The sequence below is a fragment of the Streptomyces sp. MNU76 genome, from assembly GCF_020982545.1.
Lineage (GTDB): Bacteria > Actinomycetota > Actinomycetes > Streptomycetales > Streptomycetaceae > Streptomyces.
The window spans coordinates 472,272-492,772 of record NZ_JAJKLK010000019.1 but is presented as its reverse complement, the minus strand read 5'-3'; the positions used below and the strand labels follow the sequence as shown (position 1 = coordinate 492,772).

Annotated in this window: 15 protein-coding genes and 5 pseudogenes; 10 read left to right on the top strand and 10 right to left on the bottom strand. The window is 73.1% G+C overall.

The features are described from left to right. The first annotated feature begins 12 nt into the window (after window positions 1–12). The 3 genes from E4N62_RS28680 to E4N62_RS28670 are packed head-to-tail and all read left to right on the top strand — an operon-like array spanning window position 13 to window position 2,248. On the top strand, window positions 13–771 hold the full coding sequence (locus E4N62_RS28680) for a LamB/YcsF family protein (RefSeq protein WP_184896510.1): 759 nt from the start codon (window positions 13–15) through the stop codon (window positions 769–771). Continuing rightward, the gene (locus E4N62_RS28675) at window positions 768–1,379 is read left to right on the top strand and encodes an allophanate hydrolase subunit 1 (RefSeq protein ID WP_230219319.1); all 612 of its coding nucleotides are present in this window, start codon (window positions 768–770) and stop codon (window positions 1,377–1,379) included. The genes E4N62_RS28680 and E4N62_RS28675 overlap by 4 nt, the downstream gene beginning before the upstream one ends. Beyond that, window positions 1,376–2,248 (top strand): biotin-dependent carboxyltransferase family protein, encoded by an 873-nt coding sequence (locus tag E4N62_RS28670; protein ID WP_230219318.1) that lies wholly within the window; start codon window positions 1,376–1,378, stop codon window positions 2,246–2,248. The genes E4N62_RS28675 and E4N62_RS28670 overlap by 4 nt, the downstream gene beginning before the upstream one ends. Before the next feature lie 43 nt (window positions 2,249–2,291). Here the strand turns inward: E4N62_RS28670 and E4N62_RS28665 are convergent. The 5 genes and pseudogenes from E4N62_RS28665 to E4N62_RS28645 form a co-directional block, all read right to left on the bottom strand. Further along, window positions 2,292–3,138: pseudogene (locus E4N62_RS28665) on the bottom strand (SGNH/GDSL hydrolase family protein). Beyond that, window positions 3,135–4,319 (bottom strand): glycosyltransferase, encoded by a 1,185-nt coding sequence (locus E4N62_RS28660; protein ID WP_230219317.1) that lies wholly within the window; start codon window positions 4,317–4,319, stop codon window positions 3,135–3,137. The pseudogene E4N62_RS28665 and the gene E4N62_RS28660 overlap by 4 nt, the downstream one beginning before the upstream one ends. Beyond that, entirely contained in the window at window positions 4,316–5,440 is a 1,125-nt protein-coding gene (locus tag E4N62_RS28655) for a glycosyltransferase family 1 protein (protein ID WP_230219316.1), read from the bottom strand. Before E4N62_RS28655 ends, E4N62_RS28660 begins: the two co-directional genes overlap by 4 nt. A gap of 139 nt (window positions 5,441–5,579) precedes the next feature. Further along, a complete protein-coding gene (locus E4N62_RS28650) occupies window positions 5,580–6,998 on the bottom strand; it encodes a HEAT repeat domain-containing protein (RefSeq protein WP_230219315.1) in 1,419 nt (472 codons plus the stop codon). 302 nt (window positions 6,999–7,300) lie between these two features. Further along, complete coding sequence (locus E4N62_RS28645; RefSeq protein WP_230219314.1) at window positions 7,301–7,693, bottom strand: ankyrin repeat domain-containing protein; 393 nt, start codon at window positions 7,691–7,693, stop codon at window positions 7,301–7,303. A 272-nt stretch (window positions 7,694–7,965) separates the two neighbouring features. On the opposite strand from E4N62_RS28645, the gene E4N62_RS28640 reads away from it, so the two are divergent. Together E4N62_RS28640 and E4N62_RS28635 are read left to right on the top strand one after the other, a co-directional pair. Then, the gene (locus E4N62_RS28640) at window positions 7,966–8,160 is read left to right on the top strand and encodes a hypothetical protein (RefSeq protein ID WP_005485586.1); all 195 of its coding nucleotides are present in this window, start codon (window positions 7,966–7,968) and stop codon (window positions 8,158–8,160) included. A gap of 37 nt (window positions 8,161–8,197) precedes the next feature. Continuing rightward, window positions 8,198–9,745 (top strand): annotated as a pseudogene (locus E4N62_RS28635) (hypothetical protein). A 71-nt stretch (window positions 9,746–9,816) separates the two neighbouring features. Here the strand turns inward: E4N62_RS28635 and E4N62_RS28630 are convergent. After that, window positions 9,817–11,311: pseudogene (locus tag E4N62_RS28630) on the bottom strand (PLP-dependent aminotransferase family protein). A 190-nt stretch (window positions 11,312–11,501) separates the two neighbouring features. Here E4N62_RS28630 and E4N62_RS28625 point away from each other — a divergent pair. The 4 genes from E4N62_RS28625 to E4N62_RS28610 all read left to right on the top strand — a co-directional run bounded on the left by E4N62_RS28625 (window position 11,502) and on the right by E4N62_RS28610 (window position 14,924). Beyond that, on the top strand, window positions 11,502–12,122 hold the full coding sequence (locus tag E4N62_RS28625) for a YitT family protein (RefSeq protein WP_230220235.1): 621 nt from the start codon (window positions 11,502–11,504) through the stop codon (window positions 12,120–12,122). After that, a complete protein-coding gene (locus tag E4N62_RS28620; RefSeq protein WP_230219312.1) occupies window positions 12,119–12,886 on the top strand; it encodes a glycerophosphodiester phosphodiesterase in 768 nt (255 codons plus the stop codon). Before E4N62_RS28625 ends, E4N62_RS28620 begins: the two co-directional genes overlap by 4 nt. A 41-nt stretch (window positions 12,887–12,927) precedes the next feature. After that, complete coding sequence (locus E4N62_RS28615) at window positions 12,928–14,283, top strand: MFS transporter (protein ID WP_230219311.1); 1,356 nt, start codon at window positions 12,928–12,930, stop codon at window positions 14,281–14,283. Window positions 14,284–14,549: 266 nt separating this feature from the next. Further along, the gene (locus tag E4N62_RS28610; RefSeq protein ID WP_003977404.1) at window positions 14,550–14,924 is read left to right on the top strand and encodes an RNA polymerase-binding protein RbpA; all 375 of its coding nucleotides are present in this window, start codon (window positions 14,550–14,552) and stop codon (window positions 14,922–14,924) included. A gap of 367 nt (window positions 14,925–15,291) precedes the next feature. Here the strand turns inward: E4N62_RS28610 and fxsA are convergent. The 4 genes and pseudogenes from fxsA to E4N62_RS28590 all read right to left on the bottom strand — a co-directional run bounded on the left by fxsA (window position 15,292) and on the right by E4N62_RS28590 (window position 19,684). Next, a pseudogene (gene fxsA, locus E4N62_RS28605) lies at window positions 15,292–15,899 on the bottom strand (FxsA family membrane protein). Window positions 15,900–15,945: 46 nt separating this feature from the next. Continuing rightward, window positions 15,946–16,762, bottom strand: a pseudogene (locus tag E4N62_RS28600) (polyprenol monophosphomannose synthase). 594 nt (window positions 16,763–17,356) lie between these two features. Then, window positions 17,357–18,961 carry an amidohydrolase gene (locus E4N62_RS28595; RefSeq protein ID WP_230219309.1) on the bottom strand — a complete coding sequence of 535 codons (1,605 nt, stop codon included), beginning with the start codon at window positions 18,959–18,961 and terminating at the stop codon, window positions 17,357–17,359. Window positions 18,962–19,243: 282 nt separating this feature from the next. Then, entirely contained in the window at window positions 19,244–19,684 is a 441-nt protein-coding gene (locus E4N62_RS28590) for an Lrp/AsnC family transcriptional regulator (RefSeq protein WP_033532524.1), read from the bottom strand. Window positions 19,685–19,952: 268 nt separating this feature from the next. Between E4N62_RS28590 and E4N62_RS28585 the strand changes: the two genes are divergently transcribed. After that, window positions 19,953–20,411 carry a hypothetical protein gene (locus E4N62_RS28585; protein WP_230219308.1) on the top strand — a complete coding sequence of 153 codons (459 nt, stop codon included), beginning with the start codon at window positions 19,953–19,955 and terminating at the stop codon, window positions 20,409–20,411. Window positions 20,412–20,501 lie beyond the last annotated feature (90 nt).

Genomic DNA, 20,501 nt, shown 5'->3' with positions numbered 1-20,501 from the left:
AGAATGGGATCCATGAGCTCCATCGATCTGAACGCCGACCTCGGCGAGGGCTTCGGCCGTTGGACGCTGACCGACGACGAGCGACTGCTCTCCGTCGTCACCAGCGCCAATGTGGCCTGCGGCTTCCATGCGGGGGACGCGGTCACCATGCGGCGGGTCTGCGAGCTGGCGGCCGAGCGCGGGGTCCGGATCGGCGCCCAGGTCTCGTACCGCGACCTGGCGGGCTTCGGGCGGCGCGCGATGGACGTACCGCCCGCCGAACTGGCGGCCGAGGTGGCGTACCAGATCGGTGCCCTGGAGGTCTTCGCACGCGCGGCGGGCACGCGCGTGTCGTACGTGAAGCCGCACGGCGCGCTGTACAACCGCGTCGTGCACGACGAGGAGCAGGCCGCGGCGGTGGTCGAGGGGGTGCTCCTCGCCGACGCCACGCTGCCCGTCCTGGGCCTGCCCGGTTCGCACCTGCTCAAGCTTGCCGAGAGGGTCGGGCTGGCCGCCGTCGCCGAGGCGTTCGCGGACCGCGCGTACACCGACGAGGGGACACTGGTGCTGCGCGACCAGGAGGGTTCCGTGATCACGGACGCCGACGCCGTGGTGGAGCGGTCCGTCGGCCTCGCCTGTTCCGGCACGGTCGTCGCGCACTCGGGTGAACGGATTCTCGTCCGGGCCCGCTCTCTCTGCCTGCACGGTGACACACCGGGCTCGGTGGAGTTGGCCCGGCGGGTGCGGGCCGAGCTGGCGGCGGCGGGGGTGCGGGTGGAGGCGTTCTCATGAGGGCGCTGCCTGTCGGAGCCCGCGCGCTGCTGATCGAGGTGGCCACGGGCGACGAGGCCGAGGCCCTGCACGCCGAACTGCTGCGCCGCCGCGCCACGGGCGAACTGTCGGTGGGCGAGATCGTCCCCGCCGCCCACACGGTGCTCCTGGACGGCCTCGACGACCCGTTCCGCCTCGCCGAACTCCTCGCCACGTGGGACATCCCCCCGGTCCCCACGCGCACGCAGGACGTCGTCGAGATCCCCGTACGGTACGACGGCCCGGACCTGCCGGACGTCGCCGCCCACTGGGGTGTCGACGTCACCGAGGTGGCCCGGATCCACGCCGGCGCCGCATATCGCGTCGCGTTCTGCGGCTTCGCCCCCGGCTTCGGCTACCTCACGGGACTGCCCCGCGAGGTCCCGCGCCGGGCGACCCCGCGCACGTCGGTCCCGGCGGGGTCCGTCGCCCTGGCCGGCCCCTACACCGGCGTGTACCCGCGTGCGTCCCCGGGCGGCTGGCAGCTGATCGGTACGACGGACGCGGTGCTGTGGGACCACCAGCGCGTACCGGCCGCGCTGCTGGCGCCGGGCACCCTGGTCCGCTTCACCCTTCTGGAGACGCCGTGACGGACGATGCCCTCGTGGTGGTCCGTGCGGGTGCCCTGACCACCGTCCAGGACCTGGGCCGCCCCGGCCACGCCCACCTCGGCGTGCCCCGCTCGGGCGCCCTGGACGCACCGGCGGCCGCCCTGGTCAACCGTCTGGTGGGCAACCCCCCGGGCGCGGCGGTGCTGGAGACCACCCTCAACGGCTGCTCCGTGCGGCCCCGCTCGGCGACCGTCGTGGCGGTCGGCGGGGCCCCCTGTGCGGTCACCGTGGACGGCCGCCCGGCCCCGTGGGGCGCACCGGTACGGGTCCCCGGCGGGGCCCTCCTCGACATCGGCCCCGCCCGCTCCGGCGTACGCGGTTATCTGGCCGTCTCCGGCGGGGTGGCCGTCGAACCGGTGCTGGGCAGCCGCTCCACGGACCTGCTGTCCGGCCTCGGCCCGCTCCCGCTGACGGACGGCACCGTGCTCCCGCTCGGCCGCCCGGGCCGCCCGCACGCGCGCGTGGACGTCGTCCCGCACCCGGCGCCGCCCTCGGAGCTGGTGCTGCGCGTCACCCTGGGCCCGCGCGACGACTGGTTCACCGACGCGGCGCTGCGCACCCTCACGCGGCATCCCTATGCCGTGTCGTCCGCGAGCAACCGCATCGGGCTGCGCACGGAGGGGCCCGCCCTGGAGCGCTCCCGGGCGGGTGAACTCCCCAGCGAGGGGATGGTGCTGGGCGCCGTCCAGGTGCCGCCGGACGGCCGCCCGGTCGTCTTCCTCGCCGACCATCCGACCACCGGGGGCTATCCGGTGATCGCGGTCGTCCACCCGGCGGACCTGCCCGGCGCGGCCCAGGCCACGCCGGGCACGCCGGTGCGGTTCGTCGCCGTTCGGCACCGTCGCTGACCGGGGGCGGCGCCCGGCTGCGGTGCGGGCGCCCCGGGCCGCCCTACGCCACCTCCGGCCGTTGCTCGGCGGCGGACAGCGCGGCCAGGGCGGACGCCACCGCGTGGGAGGCGGACAGGTCCAGCCGCGCGCTGGTGCCGCGCGCCCTGTGGTGCACCTCGGCGGCGGCGAGGGCCAGGAGCTGCGGGAGCAGGTCGGTGCAGCGCCGGGCCACCCAGCCCGTCCCCGCGGTGGCCAGCCACCAGAGGCCGGCGCCGCGGGTGGGGCCGGGGAGTCGGGCTCGGCGGAGGGCGCGGGCCCCTGGCTGCTCCCGCCCCGGCGAGCAGGGCGTGGAAACGGAGGGCGAGCTGCCGGTGCCCCCGCTCGCCGGGATGCAGCCGGTCCGCGCTCCACATCGCGCGGTCCGTCAGCCAGGCGCCCTCCGAGGCATGCAGATGGACGGCGCCGTGGCGCTCGGACAGGGCGTGCACGACGGTGTTGACGGCCCGCTGCCGGCGGGCCAGGGGCCGAGCGAGCGCCCCGGGCAGGCCGAGCATCGCCCCGGGATCGGGCAGACAGGCGGTGAGCAGCACGGCTCCGGACGCGCGCAGGGCGCCGTAGACCGTGTCGAGACGGGCGGCGACGGCGTGGATGTCGAAGGTGCACCGCAGGGTGTCGTTGACGCCGATGACGACCGAGGCGACGTCCGGGCGGAGATCGAGCGCGGCAGCCAGCTGCCGGTCCAGGACGTCGCGCGTCTGGGAACCGCTGACGGCCAGGTTGGTGAACTCCACGCCGGGTCCGAGCCCGTCGGCGAGCAGCGCGGCCCAGCCCCGCCGGCCGCCTGCGACGGGGTCGCCCACGCCCTCGGTGAGGGAGTCGCCGAGGGCCACGAACCGCCGGGCTCTCATCCCACTTCCTCCCGCACCGGGCGTCCGACGGTGGCGTCGTGCGCGGCGAGGAAAGCGTCCACCGCCTTCCGCCAGCCGAAGCACTCGGCACGCGCGCGGGCCGCCTCCCTGCGCTCGCCCTCGGACCGGTCCAGCAGCAGTTCGACGGCGTCCGCGAAGGACTCCCCGTTGTCCGCCGCCGTGGCGCCTGCCGGTCCGACGACCTCCGGCAGCGCGGACGAGGAGCTGGCCACCACGGGCGTCCCGCAGGCCATGGCCTCCAGGGCGGCCAGGCCGAACGTCTCGGCGGGGCCGGGGGCCAGTGCCACGTCGGCGGACGCCTGAAGGGCGCCCAGCGTCCCGCGGTCGCCCACGTGGCCCAGAAAGGTCACCGGCAGCCCTCGGGCGCGCTGTTCGAGCCTGCCGCGCAGTGGCCCGTCCCCGGCCACGACCAGCACGGCCCGCCGCCCGCGCCCGAGCAGCGCCTCCAGGGCATCGACGGCCGTGCCGGGCCGCTTCTCCACGGACAGCCGCGAGCACATCACCAGCAGGATCTCGTCCTTGCGCGCGTGCCGCTCCCGCACTCCCCGGTCGCGCAGGGCCGGGTGGCGTCCCACGAGGTCGACACCCAGGGGTGCCCGGACGACGTTCCGCGCGCCGATCCGCACGAACTCCCGTTCGGCGAACTCGGTGGTGCACACCACCCGCGAGTAGGTGTGGGCCGTACGGACGTTGAGGGCGTCCGAGGCCCGGCGGGCCATGCCCTCGGAGAGCCCCCAGGTCCGCAGCACCCCGTCGGCGGTCTCGTGCGAGACCATCACCGCGCGCACCCTGGCCCGTCGGGCCCACTTCCCCGTCCAGCGCAGCGTGGTCCGGTCGGAGACCTCCAGCCGGTCGGGCTCCAGCGATTCCAGGAGTCCGGCCACCCGCCGCCTGTCCATGAGGACGCGGTAGCCGCCGGTGCCCGGCAGCAGCGGCCCGGGCAGGGTGATCATCCGCCCCTGCTCGGTCGCGCGGTCGGTGTACCGCTCTCCGGGCACGACCAGCACGGCCTCGTGCCCGGCCGCCTCGTAGCCGCGGCCCAGTTCCCGCAGCGCGGTCCGCAGTCCGCCGGAGGAGGGCGCGACGAAGTTGGCGAGCCGCACGATCCGCAGCCCCGTCCGGGCACCGTTCCTCGGTGCCCGGACGGCAGCCCCGTTCATGCCGCCACCGCCGTCCGCGCCGTCAGCACGTCGGCGTAGTGCCCGATGAGCTGGTCTCCGACGGCCGCCCAGGTGCGCCCCTCGACCATGGCCCGTCCGGCGGCCCCGTAGGCGGCCCGCAGTCCCGGGTCGGCGGCGAGCGACCACACGGCGTCGCGTACGGCGGCCGCGTCGCGCGGCGGGACCAGGAGACCCGTGCGCCCGTGGGCGACGAGGTCCAGCGGGCCCCCGGCGGCGGGCGCCACCACGGGCACCCCGCTGGCCATGGCCTCCTGCACGGTCTGGCAGAAGGTCTCGAAGGGGCCGGTATGGGCGAAGACGTCGAACGAGGCGAAGATCCGCGCGAGTTCGTCGCCAGTGCGGCGGCCCAGGAAGACGGCTCCCGGCAGCGCTTCACGCAGCCCGGGTTCACTCGGCCCGTCGCCCACGACCACGACCCGCACGCCCTCCAGGCCGCACACCCCGGCGAGCAGTTCGATCTGCTTCTCGGGGGCGAGACGGCCGACGTAGCCGACGATCAGCTCGCCGTTCGGGGCCAGTTCGCGGCGCAGTGCCTCGTCGCGCAGGTCGGGGCGGAACCGGACGGTGTCGACGCCGCGCGGCCACAGGCTGACCCGGGGCACACCGTGTGCCTCCAGGTCGCGCAGGGCCGCGCTGGACGGGGCGAGGGTGCGGTCGGCGGCGCCGTGCACGGAGCGGATGCGCCGCCAGGCCGCCGCCTCACCGGCGTGCACGTAGGTGCGGGCGTAGCCGGCGAGGTCGGTCTGGTAGATGGCGACGGCGGGGACGCCGAGGCGGGCGGCGGCCGCCATGCCGCGCACGCCGAGGACGAAGGGGCTGGCCAGGTGGACGATGTCGGCCCGGTGTTCGACGATCGCCGCAGCGACCCGGCGGCTGGGCAGGGCGACGCGGACCTGCGGGTAGCCCGGGAGTGGGAGGGAGGGGACGCGGACGACCGGGCACGGCGCCTGGAGATCGGCTTCGGCTCCCTGGGCGGTGGCCGGGGCCACGACGAGCGGGGCGTGCCCCCGCGCGACGAGGTGCCGCGCGGTCTGCAGGGCGCAGTGGGCCACGCCGTTCACATCGGGGGGAAAGGACTCGGTCACTATGACGACACGCATACCGGTGTTGTCGTCGTGCCGGACGTGGCCGCGTCAACGTGGATCTTTCCGCGCGGGGAACGTCCCATGAGCGTTGCGCTGCCCACCTGTCCTGGTCGGACCGTGTCCATGCCCGCCTGGTGTCCGGGTCACCCCCTGTTCACATTGCGGGCATGTCAGGACCGATTCGGCTGCGTACGGCCGTCTGGACCTCGGCCTCCTCGGCCGGGTCGGCGGCGAGCCTGCGGAGTTGGTCGACGACGCGCGCGTCTCCCGTCTCGGCGTGCCGGGCGGCGATCTCGCGGGTGGTCTCCTCGCAGTCCCAGAGGCACTCGACGGCGAAGCCGGCGGCGAAGGAGGGGTCGGTGGCGGCGAGCGCGCGGGCGGCGCGGCCGCGCAGGTGGGAGGAGGCGGTCTCACGATAGATGTGACGCAGGACGGGCGCGGCGCAGACGATGCCGAGGCGTCCGGTGCCGTCGACCAGCGTCCACAGGGTCGGCGCGTCCGGTCCCTCGCCGCGTACGGCCTCGCGCAACGCGCCGAGCACCAGGTCCCTGTCCTTGGTCCCGCCGAGACAGGCGAGCACGCGTCCGGCGGCGGCGCCCAGGGGGTCGGGCCGGTGCACCCAGCCGCGTGCCCGGTCGACGGCGGCCATACTGCGCATCCGTTCGAAGGCGTCGACGGCGGCCTGCACGACCATCGTCGTGCCGTCGGTCATGGCGCCCTCGATCAGGTCGAGGGCGTCGGGATCGTTGCCGTCGGCGAGGTAGCGCAAGGCGGTGCAGCGGGCGCCGTCGTCGCCCGACCGGGCGGCGGAGAGGATCTCGGGCCGGTCGTCGGGGCCGGCGACGGCGGTCAGGCACCGCGCCGCGGGCACATGGAGGACCGCTCCGCGTTCGATGCCCTGCTGGGCCCACTCGAACACGGCCTTGACGCTCCACCCGGGCCGGGGCCCGCTGGGTCGCATCTGCCGCTGCCAGCGGTCGAAACAGCCGGTCTCGTGGGCGGCGCGCACGCGGGTGGCGATCGCCTCGCGGGGGTCGTCGGCCCACAGCCGCCAGGGCCGGGGTTCGAAGGCGTCGCGGACGGCGGCGGCCAGCTCGGCCTCCCCCTCCGGATCGGTGGTGAAGCGGGCCAGGACGGGTTCGGCGAGGGAACGCAGCCCTTCGTCGTCGTCCCTGAGGGCCAGCTCGTCCAGGGCCCAGGCCCAGCTGGTGCCCACGGCGGCGTACCTGCGCAACAGTTCGAGCGCGTCCCGCCTGCCGTACGAGGCGAGGTGCCCGAGGACCGCGAGGGCCAGCCCGGTGCGTGACTCGTCGGTGTCGAGCACGTCCTCGGCGTCGAAGAGGTGCCGCTCGATCTCGTCGAGCTCACCGCTCAGGTCGAGGTAGAGACGGGCGTAGTAGAGCGAGCGGTTCTCCACCTGCCAGTCGTGGCGGGGGTCGCTCAGCACACAGTGGTTCAGCGCCGCGAGCGCCTCGGCCCGCGGGGCGGTGAGCGCGTGCAGGGTGCCGTCGCCGCGGCCCCTCTGCAGCAGGCCGAGCAGCGTACCGCTGGGCGCTATGACCGGTTCGAACATGGGAAACAGCCTCACATCAAGCGTCGGCGCAACCGGGAATCCTGCATTACCTGGCCGCGTGACAACACGTCGGAGCGCCCGCCGTCTCTTGCTTGCTGAAGACCATCTTCCTCTGCCTCTCGTCGGTGGCCCATGCGGACCGCATCACGGCCCACGCGGTGCGGCAACACCTGCCCAGCCATCATGTCCGTGAATCACGACGTCATGATGACCCGGCGGTTCTCGCTGCCGCGACCGAAATATCCGGCGGCCCCGTACCGCCTCCCCCGTCTTTCGTGTTTTTCCTGGTCAGAACATGTTGATCAGTGCGCTGCGAACAGTTCGAGCAGATGTGTCCTGCCGAACATCCGGGCGGTGTCGACCGCGTTCGGAGTACCCGCGGCCGGGTCGGCCCCGTCGTCCAGGAGAACCCGGATGACGCTCTCCTCGCCCTTGAAAACCGCCCCGGCGAGGGGCGTCTGGCCGCGGTCGTTGACCCGGTCGGCCTCCCCGCCACGGGCCAGGAGGGCCCGGACGGCGTCGGCGTGACCGTGGTACGCGGCGAGCATCACGAGGGAGTCGCCGCGATCGTTGGTGAGGTCGGCCGGAACACCCGCGTCGACGTACGCCACGAGCACCTCGGTCTCGCCCCTGCGGGCCAGATCGAAGATCTTGGTCGCCAGCTCCACGACCTCGGGGTCGAGGGCTTCGCTCATCGCCGGGACCACCTCTCACAGACACGCCTCAAAGCCGAACGGGTGAATCGCCAGGGTACTGGCTCGACGCACACATCAGCGGACAGAGCCGAGGCAAAGATCACACCGAGCCCCGTCGCGCGCAACAGCCCAGCTCGGACGACCCAATCTCGATTCGGCCATCAGGGCGAATTCCATCAGATTTCACCCATATGCACCTTTTATCGTATGGATACATCCTGTGACCTTGGAAGAACTCATGGTGACTGTCCCCATCAACCAGGAGAGCCCAAATGATCCTGAACATCTCAGGCGTCGTCCTGCTCGGCGTCATCGTCTTCCTGTTCTTCCGCAAGGACGGCCTGAAGGCATCGCACTGCATCGTCGTCACGCTGTTCGGCTTCTACCTCGCCAGCACGGGCATCGCCCCGAGCATCACAGCGGGCGGCGAGAGCCTCGCGAGCCTCCTCGGCGGGATCAAGTTCTGACCCCGCCCCCATCCGCACGCACCCCCAGGAGACTGCCGTGGCCCGGGTCCCCTCCCCGCATTCTGAGCACCGGTGGCGCGCACCTCGCCAGGAGCCGGGAGCTGGCCCGGACGGCGGCGGACGGCGCCACCGACGTCCTCCACCCGTTGATCACGATCACGCGTGGACTGCGCCGGCTGGTCGCCGCCGGGCGCCGCAGATGGGCCGAGACCCCGAAGGACCGTCGTGGGTCACTGCTCTTCCTCGCGGCCTCGATCGTCCTGGTCGTGACCCTGGTGCCGTACGGCCTGCTGCTCGCCGTCATCGCCCTGATGGCGGCGGCAGCCTGGGCGGGCCGCGAGGGCGCCGTCGCCGAGCCCGTCGGCCCGGACGAGTCCCAGACCCAGCGACTGCGCTCCCTCTACGAGGCCCTGGTCCCCTACTTCTCGGCCTCCGAGGACCCCGAGCCGCTCTACGCGCACGGCGGCGCCTGGGACAAGGCCTTCCCCACCTACGCCTTCGACGGCACGGGCCGGATCTGCCACCTGCTGATCCGCTACCCCGCCTACTTCACGGACGGCGAGGCGGAGGCCCGCGCACGCGTCGAGCAGCTGCTGCACACCAAGGCGGGCCGCGGCCGCGAGTACCGCTTCACCTGGGACGAGGAGGGCAACGAACTCACCGTCGCCGTCCTCCCCCCGCTCGCCACCGACATCACCGCCCAGCGCTTCGTGACGGCACCGGGGGAGACGGTCCTCGGTTTCACCGACGAGACCCACGTCCAGCGCACGCTCCCTCTCACCTCCGGCGAGGAGCAGCGGGACGTGCCGCCGGTCGTCTGGCGCACCGGCGTCCGCTCCACCGAGCCTCATCTGCTGGCCGTGGGCGAGCCCGGCAGCGGCACCACGACCCTGCTCCGCTCGATCGCCCTCCAGGCGCTCCAGCACGGCGACGTCGTCATCGTCGAGGGCGGCGGCAGCGGCGAGTACGCGTGCCTGAGCGGGCGCGACGGGGTCCTCGCGGTGGAGAGCGGGATCTCCGGGGCCCTGGCGAGCCTGGAGTGGGCGTCCCAGGAGACGGAGCGCCGGCTGATCGCCACGAACCGTGCCCGGCAGGCGGGCCTACCGGCGCCGGACGACATCCGTCGGCCCCTGTGGCTCCTCCTCGACCGCCCGACCGTGCTCACCCACCTCGCCGCGGCCGAGGGCCGGCCCGACCCGCAGTCCCTCCTGCAGATCCCCCTCAGGCACGGCCGCGCGGTCGACGTCACCGTCGTGATCACCGAACAGTTCGACCACCTGGACGCCCTCACGGAGGTGGTACGCCAGCACACGCGCGCGCGTGTCGTGCTGGGCCCCGCCTCCCCAGGCCAGGTCGAGACGGTTCTGGGCGCCGCACCTCCCACGACGCCCACCCCGGACATGCCCCGGGCCGCGGCTACGCCCGCCTGGGCCCCGCCCCGGCGCTCCGCCTCCAGGTCCCGACCACGCCCGACCCCTACGACGACACCACCCCCGAGCCCCACCGCCAGGCGGTGCTGGACCTGCTCCCGCCCCACACGACCCTGGCGGACGCCCTCACCAAGGCCGCCCCGGCGGAGGGATGAGCGGACGGATCGAGCGGACGGCTGAGCTGAGGGGATGAGCCGCCGCGCACCCACCGACCGAACCCGAGCCCTCACGCCACGAACGTCCGCGGCCCCTCGCTCCCACCGGACGCCCCGTCCCGCACCAACCGCGCAGCCGCCGCCAACCGCACGGCCGCCTCCTCGGCCACCGCTCCCCACGGTGAACGGCAGCCGCACATACCCTCGAACGCCCCGTCCACCCTGAACCGGGGTCCGGAGGGCACCCGGACCCCACCCGCTCCCCACCTCCGCGAGCCGCGACCCCGACAGCCCTCCGGTGCGGACCCACAACGTCAGTCCGCCCCGGGGCTCCGAGAACTCCCAGTCCGGCAGCTCCCGGCGCACCGCGGCCACCAGAGCGTCCCGGTTCTCCCGGGCCTGCTCCCGGCGCACCCCCACGGCCTGCGCCCAACCCCCGGTACTCATCAGCCAGTTCACGGCCAACTGCTCCAACACCGGCGTCCCCAGGTCCGCGTAGGCCCGGGCCGCGACCAGACTCCGGATCACATCCGGTGCCGCCCGCACCCACCCGATCCGCATCCCCGCCCAGAACGCCTTGCTGGCGGACCCGACCGTGATCACCGTGGACCCCGCCGGATCGAAGGCGCACACGGGCCGCGGCATCTCCACGTCGTCGTCGAGCCACAGCTCGCTCATCGTCTCGTCGGCGACCAGCACCGTCCCGGCGCCCCGAGCCGCGTCGACGAGCCCCCGCCGCCGGTCCTCGTCGGCGAGCGCCCCGGTCGGGTTGTGGAAGTCGGCGACGACGTACGCCAGTCGCGGCGCCGCGTCCCGCAGCACCTGCCGCCACCGGTCCATGTCCCACCCGGCGAGCCCGTCCGCCATGGCGACCGGCACCAGCCGCGCCCCCGCCTCCCGCATCAGCTGGAGGATGTTGGCGTACGACGGCGACTCCACCGCGATCCGCTCACCCCGCCCGGCGAAGAGGTGACAGATGGCGTCCATGGCCCCCATGGCGCCGGTGGTGACCATGATCTGCTCGGGCATCGTGGGGATGCCGCGCGCGGTGTACCGGTCGGCGAGCATGGAGCGCAGGGCGGGCAACCCCGCCGGGTAGTCGCCGTGCGTGTGGGCGTAGGGCGGCAGCTCCTCCAACGCGCCCTGCACCGCCCGGGTGAGCCAGGGCTCGGGCGCGGGCAGCGCGGCGCAGCCCAGGTCGATCATCGATCCGAGCGCCTCGGGCGGCAGCGGCTCCAGACCGCGCGCGGGCAACGGGTTCCCCGCCGGCACTGCGGTCCAACTGCCCGCTCCCCGCCGGGACTCCAGGAAGCCCTCCGTGCGCAGCGCCTCATAGGCCGCCGCGACGGTCGTACGGCTCACGGAGAGGGAGAGCGCCAGCTCCCGCTCGGCGGGCAGCCGGGCCGCGACGGGCACACGGCCCTCCAGCACCAGCAGACGGATCCCGTCGGCGAGCGCGCGGTAGGCGGGCGGGCGGCGGGTGCCTGGGCCGGCGGGGCGCTCCTGCTGCGAGGTGAGCAGCCGGGCGAGCTGAGCCGCGCCGACCGCCGAAGTCCACTGCGCCATGTTTCCAGTCCACCTTCCGCAAATTGGCCATGGATGCCATCTCTCTCCAAGCCACAGAGTGTCATGCGTCAGGCCACGGGGACCACCAGGGGGGAACGTCTTGCCCACACAGCACGAGCCACGGCACGAACCGCGGTCCGAAGCACAGCCGGACAGACGGGAACCCGCACGGCCGCATCGGGGGCGCCGGCTGGTCCAGCTCTACACCGGGCTCGCGCTGTACGGCGCCAGCTCCGCGCTCCTCGTACGGGCGGGGCTCGGCCTGGAGCCCTGGAACGTGCTGCACCAGGGCCTGGCGGAGCTGACCGGGCTGACCATCGGGGTGGTGTCGATCGTCGTGGGCGCGGCGGTGCTGCTCCTGTGGATCCCGCTCCGTCAGCGCCCGGGCCTCGGCACGGTCTCCAACGTCTTCGTGGTGGGCATCGCGATGGACGCCACCCTGGCGCTGGTGCCGGAGGCGCACACCATGGCCGTACGGATCCCCCTGCTGGCCGCCGGGATCGTGCTGAACGGCGCGGCGACCGGTCTCTACATCGCTGCCCGCTTCGGCCCGGGCCCGCGCGACGGCCTGATGACGGGGCTGCACCGGCGCACCGGGCGTTCGCTGCGGCTGATGCGGACGGCCGTGGAGGTCTCGGTGCTGGCCACCGGCTTCGCCCTCGGCGGCACGGTCGGGGTGGGCACCCTTCTCTACGCCCTCTGCATAGGGCCCCTGGCCCAGTTCTTCCTGCGCGTGTTCGCCGTGCCCTCGGAAGCCGGCAGCACGGTCGTTGCCACCGGTCCACCGAAGCGGGCGATACTTCCCAGGTGACCGCCCTCATACGCCACCCCTACCTCGACCACCCGGGCCCGATCGCCTTCGCCCACCGGGGCGGGGCGGCCGAGGGCCTGGAGAACACCACGGCCCAGTTCCGGCGGGCGGTGGAGTCGGGCTACCGCTACATCGAGACCGACGTCCACGCCACGCTCGACGGCAAGCTCGTCGCCTTCCACGACTCGACCCTGGACCGGATGACCGACGGGGCGGGCCGGATAGCCGATCTGCCGTGGAGGGAGATCAGCAGCGCGCGTGTGGCGGGCGTCGAGCCGGTCCCCCTCTTCGAGGAGCTGCTCGAAGAGTTCCCCGACGTCCGCTGGAACGTGGACGTCAAGGCGGAGCCCGCGCTGCACCCGCTGCTCAACCTGATCGCCCGCACCGCGTCCTGGGACCGGGTCTGCGTCGGCTCCTTCTCCGAGTCCCGGGTGGCCCGCGCCCAGCGCCTCGCCGGTCCGCGCCTGGCCACCTCGTACGGCACGAGCGGCGTGCTGGGGCTGCGGCTGCGCTCGTGGGGGGTCGCCGCCACGGTGCGCCGCTCGGCGGTCGCCGCGCAGGTGCCCGAATCGCACGCCGGGGTGCCCGTGGTCGACCACCGGTTCGTGCGCGCGGCCCATGCGCGCGGGCTGCAGGTGCACGTCTGGACCGTGAACGAACCGCAACGTATGCACCGACTGCTGGACCTGGGCGTCGATGGCATCATGACCGATCACATCGACACGCTGCGCAAGGTGCTTGAGGACCGGGGGACCTGGGTCTGACGCCCTCGCGCGGCCCGTTCACGGGGAAGCGAGGGGCACGGGTGGGCACCGACACCGTGCGGACGGACGCGGCCGACGAGGCCGCGGGCAGACGGCGCGAACAACGCGGCTGGTACTTCTACGACTGGGCCTGCTCCGTCTACTCGACCAGCGTCCTGACCGTGTTCCTCGGCCCCTATCTGACCGAGGTCGCCAAGTCCGCCGCCGACGCGGACGGCTACGTCCATCCGCTGGGCATACCGGTCCGCGCCGGCTCCTTCTTCGCGTACTCGGTGTCCCTGTCGGTGATCCTCGCCGTGGTGATCATGCCGCTGGTGGGCGCGGCCGCCGACCGTACGGGCCGTAAGAAGCCGCTGCTGGCCGCGACCGCCTACGTCGGCGCCACCGCGACCGCGGGGATGTTCTTCCTGGACGGCGACCGCTATCTGCTCGGCGGTGTCCTGCTGGTCGTGGCGAACGCTGCGCAGTCCGTGGCGATGATGCTCTACAACTCCTACCTGCCACAGATCGCGCCGCCCGAGGAACGCGACGCCGTCTCCTCCCGGGGCTGGGCCTTCGGCTACGCGGCCGGCTCCCTGGTCCTGATCGGGAACCTGATCCTCTTCACCGCCCACGAGGCCTTCGGTATCTCCGAGGGCATGGCCGTCCGCATCTGTCTGGCCTCGGCCGGCCTGTGGTGGGGCGCCTTCACCCTGATCCCGCTGAACCGTCTGCGCGACCGGCGTCGGCCGGCCGGCGAGTCCGCGGGAACGACGGCCCCAGGACTGCGTCAACTGGCGGCGACCGTCCGTGACATGCGGCGCCACCCGCTGACGCTGAGCTTCCTCCTCGCCTACCTCGTCTACAACGACGGCATCCAGACGGTGATCTCCCAGGCCTCGGTGTACGGCTCCGAGGAACTCGACCTGGAGCAGTCCACCCTCATCGTGGCCGTGCTGCTGGTGCAGATCCTGGCGGTGGGGGGCGCCCTCGGCATGGGCCGGCTCGCCCGCCGCTACGGCGCCAAGCGCACGATCCTCGGCTCCCTGGTCGCCTGGACCCTGATCCTCGCCGCCGGCTACTTCCTCCCGGCGAGTGCCCCGCTGTGGTTCTTCGTCCTCGCCTCGGGCATCGGCCTGGTCCTCGGCGGCAGCCAGGCCCTGTCCCGCTCCCTCTTCTCCCATCTCGTCCCGCCGGGCAAGGAGGCCGAGTACTTCGCCGCGTACGAGATGAGCGACCGCGGCATGAGCTGGCTGGGCCCGCTGCTGTTCGGCGTGACCTACCAGCTGACCGGAAGTTATCGGGACGCGATCATCTCGCTGGTGGCCTTCTTCGTCCTGGGCTTCGCCCTGCTCATGAGGGTTCCGGTGCGCCGGGCGATCAGCGACGCGGGTAATCCCGTGCCGGACAGGATTTAGCGCCGGAAGCGAAAGAGCTGTAGTGTACGCGTTTGGCCTGCCTGGCGTACCGTTACTGCGCGTCAAAGATGCCGAAACGCTGGGTGACATCTGCTGCCAGATGTGACAAACCGGGCGCCGGTGGGTACAACAAGGGCGGCTACGACGGCGACGCATGACCCGGAACGGGACACGGAACGGGAATCTTTACCGCCGACCGGACGTTGACCGGATGACGACGACAGCGACACCTGTCCTGTGGGCGACAAGCCCGGGAGGCACGATTCATGAGTGAGCGAGCTCTTCGCGGCACGCGCCTCGTGGTGACCAGCTACGAGACGGACCGCGGCATCGACTTGGCTCCGCGCCAGGCCGTGGAGTACGCATGCGAGAAGGGGCACCGCTTCGAGATGCCCTTCTCGGTCGAGGCGGAGATTCCGCCGGAGTGGGAGTGCAAGGTCTGCGGGGCCCAGGCACTCCTCGTGGACGGCGACGGCCCTGAGGAAAAGAAGGCCAAGCCCGCGCGTACACATTGGGACATGCTGATGGAGCGGCGCACGCGTGAGGAACTCGAAGAGGTCCTCGAAGAGCGCCTGGCGGTTCTCCGCTCCGGCGCGATGAACATCGCGGTGCATCCTCGAGACAGCCGCAAGTCCGCGTAACCCCTCCGGGGGCCGGGCGGACCGACAGCGCAACCGATGACCGCGGGCGCCGTACGAACGTGTACGGCGCCCGCGGTCTTTGACGTGCGTCGTCGGGTGCGGGTGGGTGGGGCTTCTCGCGCAGTTCCTCGCGCCCCTAGAAGCTGCAGGCACCCGCGGCCCAGAAAGCGAAGAGCCGCGGGCCTGAAACGCACGGGGCGCTGCCCCTGCGTTTCCAGGGGCGCGGGGAACTGCGCGACCAGCCCCACCGGACCCGCGGATGGGGGTCATGGGGCGCAGCCCCTGGGGGGCACCTCCCGCTCGAGCGCAGCCGAGAGTGGGGGAGGGACAGGTAGGGGCGGCGGGGGCGAGGAAGCGGCTCAGCGGCTCAGCGGCGGACGGGGCGGCAGGTCTCCAGAACCCCTGAACCCCCGGAGCCCTCGTCGTCCCGGATGACCTCCCCCTGCACGACCTTGCCGTCGGGCCGGTGCATCCGCGCCTGCTGGAACGCATCCCCGAGAGAACCCGAACTCGCCTCACGGATCTTCCGCTCGAAGGTCCGCTCCGTGTAGCGCCCCAACGCCCTCTGCACCGGCGGGATCAACAGCACCAGCCCCACCGCGTCCGAGACCAGCCCGGGCAGCATCAGCAGCAGGCCGCCCAGCATCAGGAAGCCGTTGCCCTCGCTCTTTCCTGAGCCGGGTCCGGATCCGGGTCCCGCTCCAGCTGGGGCCGCCCCACCCTGCTGCTGTTGCAGCGTCTCGGACAGCACCCGGAACGCCCGCCGCCCGGCCCGCTTCACCACGGCCGAGCCGCCGACGAAGCCGGCAACGAGCAGTAGGAAGACCGTGAACCCGCCGGCCGCGCCCGCGACCACCATGAGCAGCCAGATCTCCAGCACCAGCCATGCGGCGACGCCCAGCGGCAGGAACGTGCGCAGCCGGGAACGCCGGGGCCGGGCGGGAGTGGGTCGAGAGACGGAACGCCAGTCGTCATGCTCCCAGTGTGCCTGGACCGGGCTCAGCACGGGATAAGGGGATGATCAGGGCTTTCGGTCGTCCCGCCCCGGCAGCTTCCCGTCCCGCCCCAGCACTTTGCCGACCCGCTCCCCCACCCCACGCCGTGACCCGCCAGAGCGCCTCGACGAGGATGTCCCGGCTCATCTTGGAGTCGCCCAGCTCGCGCTCGACGAAGGTGATGGGCACCTCGACCACGTGGTAGCCCGCCTTGATCGCGCGGCGGGCGAGGTCGACCTGGAAGCAGTACCCCTGCGAGGCGACCTCGTCGAGGCCGAGCCCTTCGAGGGTCTCTCGGCGGAACGCCCGGTAGCCGCCGGTGACGTCACGCACGGGGACGTCGAGCAGCACCCGGGAGTAGAGGCTGCCGCCGCGGGAGATGAACTCGCGGGATCTGGGCCAGTTCACGACGCGCCCGCCCGGCACCCAACGGGAACCGAGGACGAGGTCGGCGCCCTTGAGCGCGGTGAGCAGCCGGGGCAGTTCCTCGGGCTGGTGCGAGCCGTCGGCGTCCATCTCGATGAGGACGCCGTAGCCGTTCTCCATGCCCCAGCGGAAGCCCGCGAGATAGGCCGCGCCGAGCCCCTCCTTGCCCTTGCGGTGCAGCACCTGGACCTGGTCGTCCTCGACGGCCAGTTCGTCGGCGAGCTTGCCGGTGCCGTCGGGGCTGTTGTCGTCGGCCACCAGGACGTGCGCGTCGGGAACGGCCTTGCGCACCCGGCCCACGATCGCCTTGATGTTCTCCGCCTCGTTGTAGGTCGGGATGATCACCAAGGCCGTGCCGAGCGGGCCGAACCGCCTCTCCTGGCCTTGAGCCGCGAGGGTCCCGTCGCCGTCGTTCACTGCTGCCCCTTCAAGTCCTCCGTACGCAGGGGACCACCATAGTGGCCACGGCCTGCGATGGAGCGTCGGCCGGTGTCCAGAGGGGTGTCGATTCAACAGGGGGTGTGCGGGGGCGCGCTCTGCGTAGCCTGTGCGCCGCCAGAGGACCTTGCACGACCTGCGAGGCCGCGGGCGAAGGGGGAACCACCTGCGACGGATGGGGGCCCGACGCCCTTCGGGCCGACCTGGGGCCCGCTGGCTGCGGGTCGACCGAAAGCCGTTGTCTACTGAGCGTCCGGGCCCCACCCGGGTCGCACCTACCCGACCGGGCCGGAACGTTCCCTCGCCGGAGCGCGGACCCTGGGCCTGGCTGCCAGTGAGGGTGCGCCGGTGCGGCACACCGCCCCTGACCCAGCGGCGCTTCGGCGACCGCGCGGAAGTTCCCCGGTCGGACGTCCGGTGGTGGACCCGGCAGAACCTACCCGCCCCCTGCCGCCAACTGTCAACCACCGTTTGACCTGCGGAGATTGCCTCCCATGCCTGGTGGGAGGGGAGGATGCGCAGGTCGCGCGGTGCCTCGGCGGGCCATGATCGGCTCCGCGTCCCCCCGGGAGATCACTCGCCCGGCCGTACGAAAACCGTGCGCCCCGCGACCACGGTCCGCAGACAGACGGGCAGGTCGGAGCCGGGGCTCAGGTCGGGCAGGCCGGGGGTGCCGGAACGAGGGTCGGTGGACCATCGGGCGACACGGTCGTCGGGGGCCTGGACGACGAGGTCGCCGGTGCGCCACACCGCGTAGTCCGCGGGAGCGCCCGGCACGAGGACGCCCGCGTCGTCGCGTCCGATCGCCCGCCAGCCGCCCCGTGTGTGCGCCGTGAACGCGGCACGCACGGAGACCCGGTGCTCCGGCGTGCGGTGGAAGGCCGCCGCCCGGACGGTGCTCCAGGGGTCCAGAGCCGTGACCGGACTGTCGGAACCGAACGCCAGGGGCACCCCGGCCCGCAGCAGCGCCGCGAACGGGTTCAGGGTGCGGGCACGGTCGACGCCCAGCCGCTGGGCGTACATGCCCTCCTCCCCGCCCCACAGCACGTCGAACGCGGGCTGGACGGAAGCGGTGAGGCCGAGTTCGGCGAAGGCGGCGACGGTGTCCGGGGTGAGCATCTCGGCGTGCTCGACCCGGTGCCGGGCAGCCCGCACCCGGGCCAGGCCGACCTTCTCGGCCGCCGCCCGCACACCTTCGACCACCGCGGCCACCGCGGCGTCCCCGATGGCGTGGAAGCCCGCCTGGAGGCCCGCCTCGGTGCAGGCGACCACATGGGCGGCGACGGCGTCGGCGTCCAGGTAGGCCGTGCCGGTGTGGTCGGCGTCGGCGTACGGCTCGTGCAGGCACGCCGTGTGCGAGCCGAGGGCGCCGTCGACGAAGAGGTCGCCGGCGGCGCCGACCGCGCCGAGGGCGCGCGCCTTCTCCACGTCGCGCTCCGCCCAGTAGCCGACGACGCGCGGGCCGGGTTCCTCGGCGGAGAGCCGCAGCAGCCCTGTGAAGTCGTCCTCGGAGGAGATCTCGGGGCCCGCGCACTCGTGCAGCGAGCCGATGCCGAGGGAGGCGGCGTGGGCGAGGGAGGCGCGCTGGGCCTCGATGCGCTGGGCGGGGGTGATGGCGCCGAGGGCGGTGGCGCGTACGGCGTGGTGGGCGTCGCGGGTGAGCGGGCCGTCCTCGAAGGTGTCGGCGCCGGGGACCATGTCCAGCAGGGCGGTGGTGACGACGGCCGAGTGGACGTCGATCCGGCTCAGATAGAGCGGGCGCCCGCCGGTGGCCTCGTCGAGTTCGGCGCGGGTCGGGGGGCGGCCCCCGGGCCAGCGGGCGGCGTCCCAGCCGTGACCGAGGAGGACGCGGTCGCCGGGGCGGGCGGCGGCGAATTCCCGTACGAGAACGAGCGCGGCCTCCAGGGACGGGGCGGCGGTGAGGTCGAGGCCGGTGAGCGCGAGGCCGGTGGCGGTGGTGTGCACATGGGCGTCGGTGAACGCCGGGGTGACCAGGGCCCCTTCGAGATCGACCACCTCGTCGACGCCGGCCGCGAAGGTGTCGGCGGCGCCCTCGGAGCCGACCCAGGCGATCTGGCCGTGCTCCACGACCATCGCGGTGGCGAACGGGTCGGCGGGGCTGTGGACTTCTCCACCGCGGAGCAACACGGTGTTCGACGGGGCGGTGCGATCACTCATGGGGACAGTCTCGCGTGCGGCGGCTGCCGCGACGTACTTGGGCCGGTGTTTCGAGGCACCCGGTGCTGTCGGCTGCGCCCCCCTCCCCACTCTCGACTTCGCTCGAGCGGGAGGTGCCCCCATCGCCCGGAACGACTGCCCACAGCGATGAGCAGTCGGCAGTGAACCGACGAGCGGCAGACCGGCAGACGGCACAGATGCCAGACAGGCGGCAGGCGGCAGGCGGCAGGCGGCAGGCGGCAGGCGGTCGAGGTGAAGTCGGTGGCAGCCGTGCCGCGGCGGTCAGATCCTCGGGGGCCTGGCCTCGTACGGAGTGGACAGCACCACCGTCGTCCGCGTCGAGACGCCGGCGAGCGACCTCAGGCGCGCCAGCAGCTCCTCCAGCTCGTGCGGGGTCGCCACACGGACCTTGAGGATGTAGTTCTCGTCGCCGGCGACGCTGTGGCAGGCCTCGATCTCCGGGACGCCCGCGAGGCGTTCGGCGATGTCGTCGGGGGCGCTGGGATCGAACGGTTTGACCGAGATGAACGCGGTCATCGGCAGCCCGACCGCCTCCGGGTCGACGACCGCGGCATAGCCCCGGATGACGCCACGCTGCTCGAGTCGGCGCACCCGCTGATGCACCGCCGACGTGGACAGGCCCGTGGCCTTGCCCAGGTCGGTGTAGCTCATCCGCCCGTCCGCGACGAGCAGCTGCACGATCTGTCGGTCCAGCTCCTCCATGGCGCAAGAACCTACAGGGCGGTTGATCGCCTCCGATACCTGAGCGGCGCAGGTCATGCCCGGTTCGTGATGTGCCCGAGAGCCGCCTGTGGGCCATACGGGTGACAGCCGGACCATCTGGGGCACCTGCGAGCGGCATGTGACGAAGACCACAGCACCCGAACAGGCTTCGTGATGATCTCGTGATTACCTCCGAGACGGGGCGGGAAGTGCTTGATGTGGTCGAGGCCGCAGTGCCTTCACGGCCCAGCCCGAGGGGGAGAATCCCATGCAGAGTCTTAAGCGCCCTGGTCGTACCGCACCCAAGCGACTCCAGGCGGTCATCGAGCCCGAGCCGGAGGGCGTCGAACCGGACGACGAGTTCGACGCGTACGACTCCTTCGAGATGTACCGGGTGATCTGCCCGGACTGCGCTCAGCCCATCGCCCTGCTGTCCGAGGAGGACAGCCTCCCCGAGCACGCGCGCGTCGTGTCGCCGTGGAACCCCTTCGGGCTCACGGCCTGTGCCGGCACCGGTCGTTCGGCGAGCGAGGCCCGGCCGGCGGGCGAGTCCGTCGAGCCGCAGGAGCAGGACACCGCGCTGCTGTTGACGCTCCCGCAGGGCATCGACTGGCGGACCCAGCCCTTCTCGCACGTCGGCGGCCCGGGCTCGCGCCCGATCCGCGTGCCGGTGATGCGGCGTCAGCAGCCCGAGCAGAGCCGGGCCGATCAGCGCCAGGCCGCCTGATTCAGGGCCCGGTCGGGCCCAACACCTCCGCGCCCGGCGGGCAGGCCCGTCCTGCCCCGTTCGGTCCCGGCGCGAACTCAGACACGATTC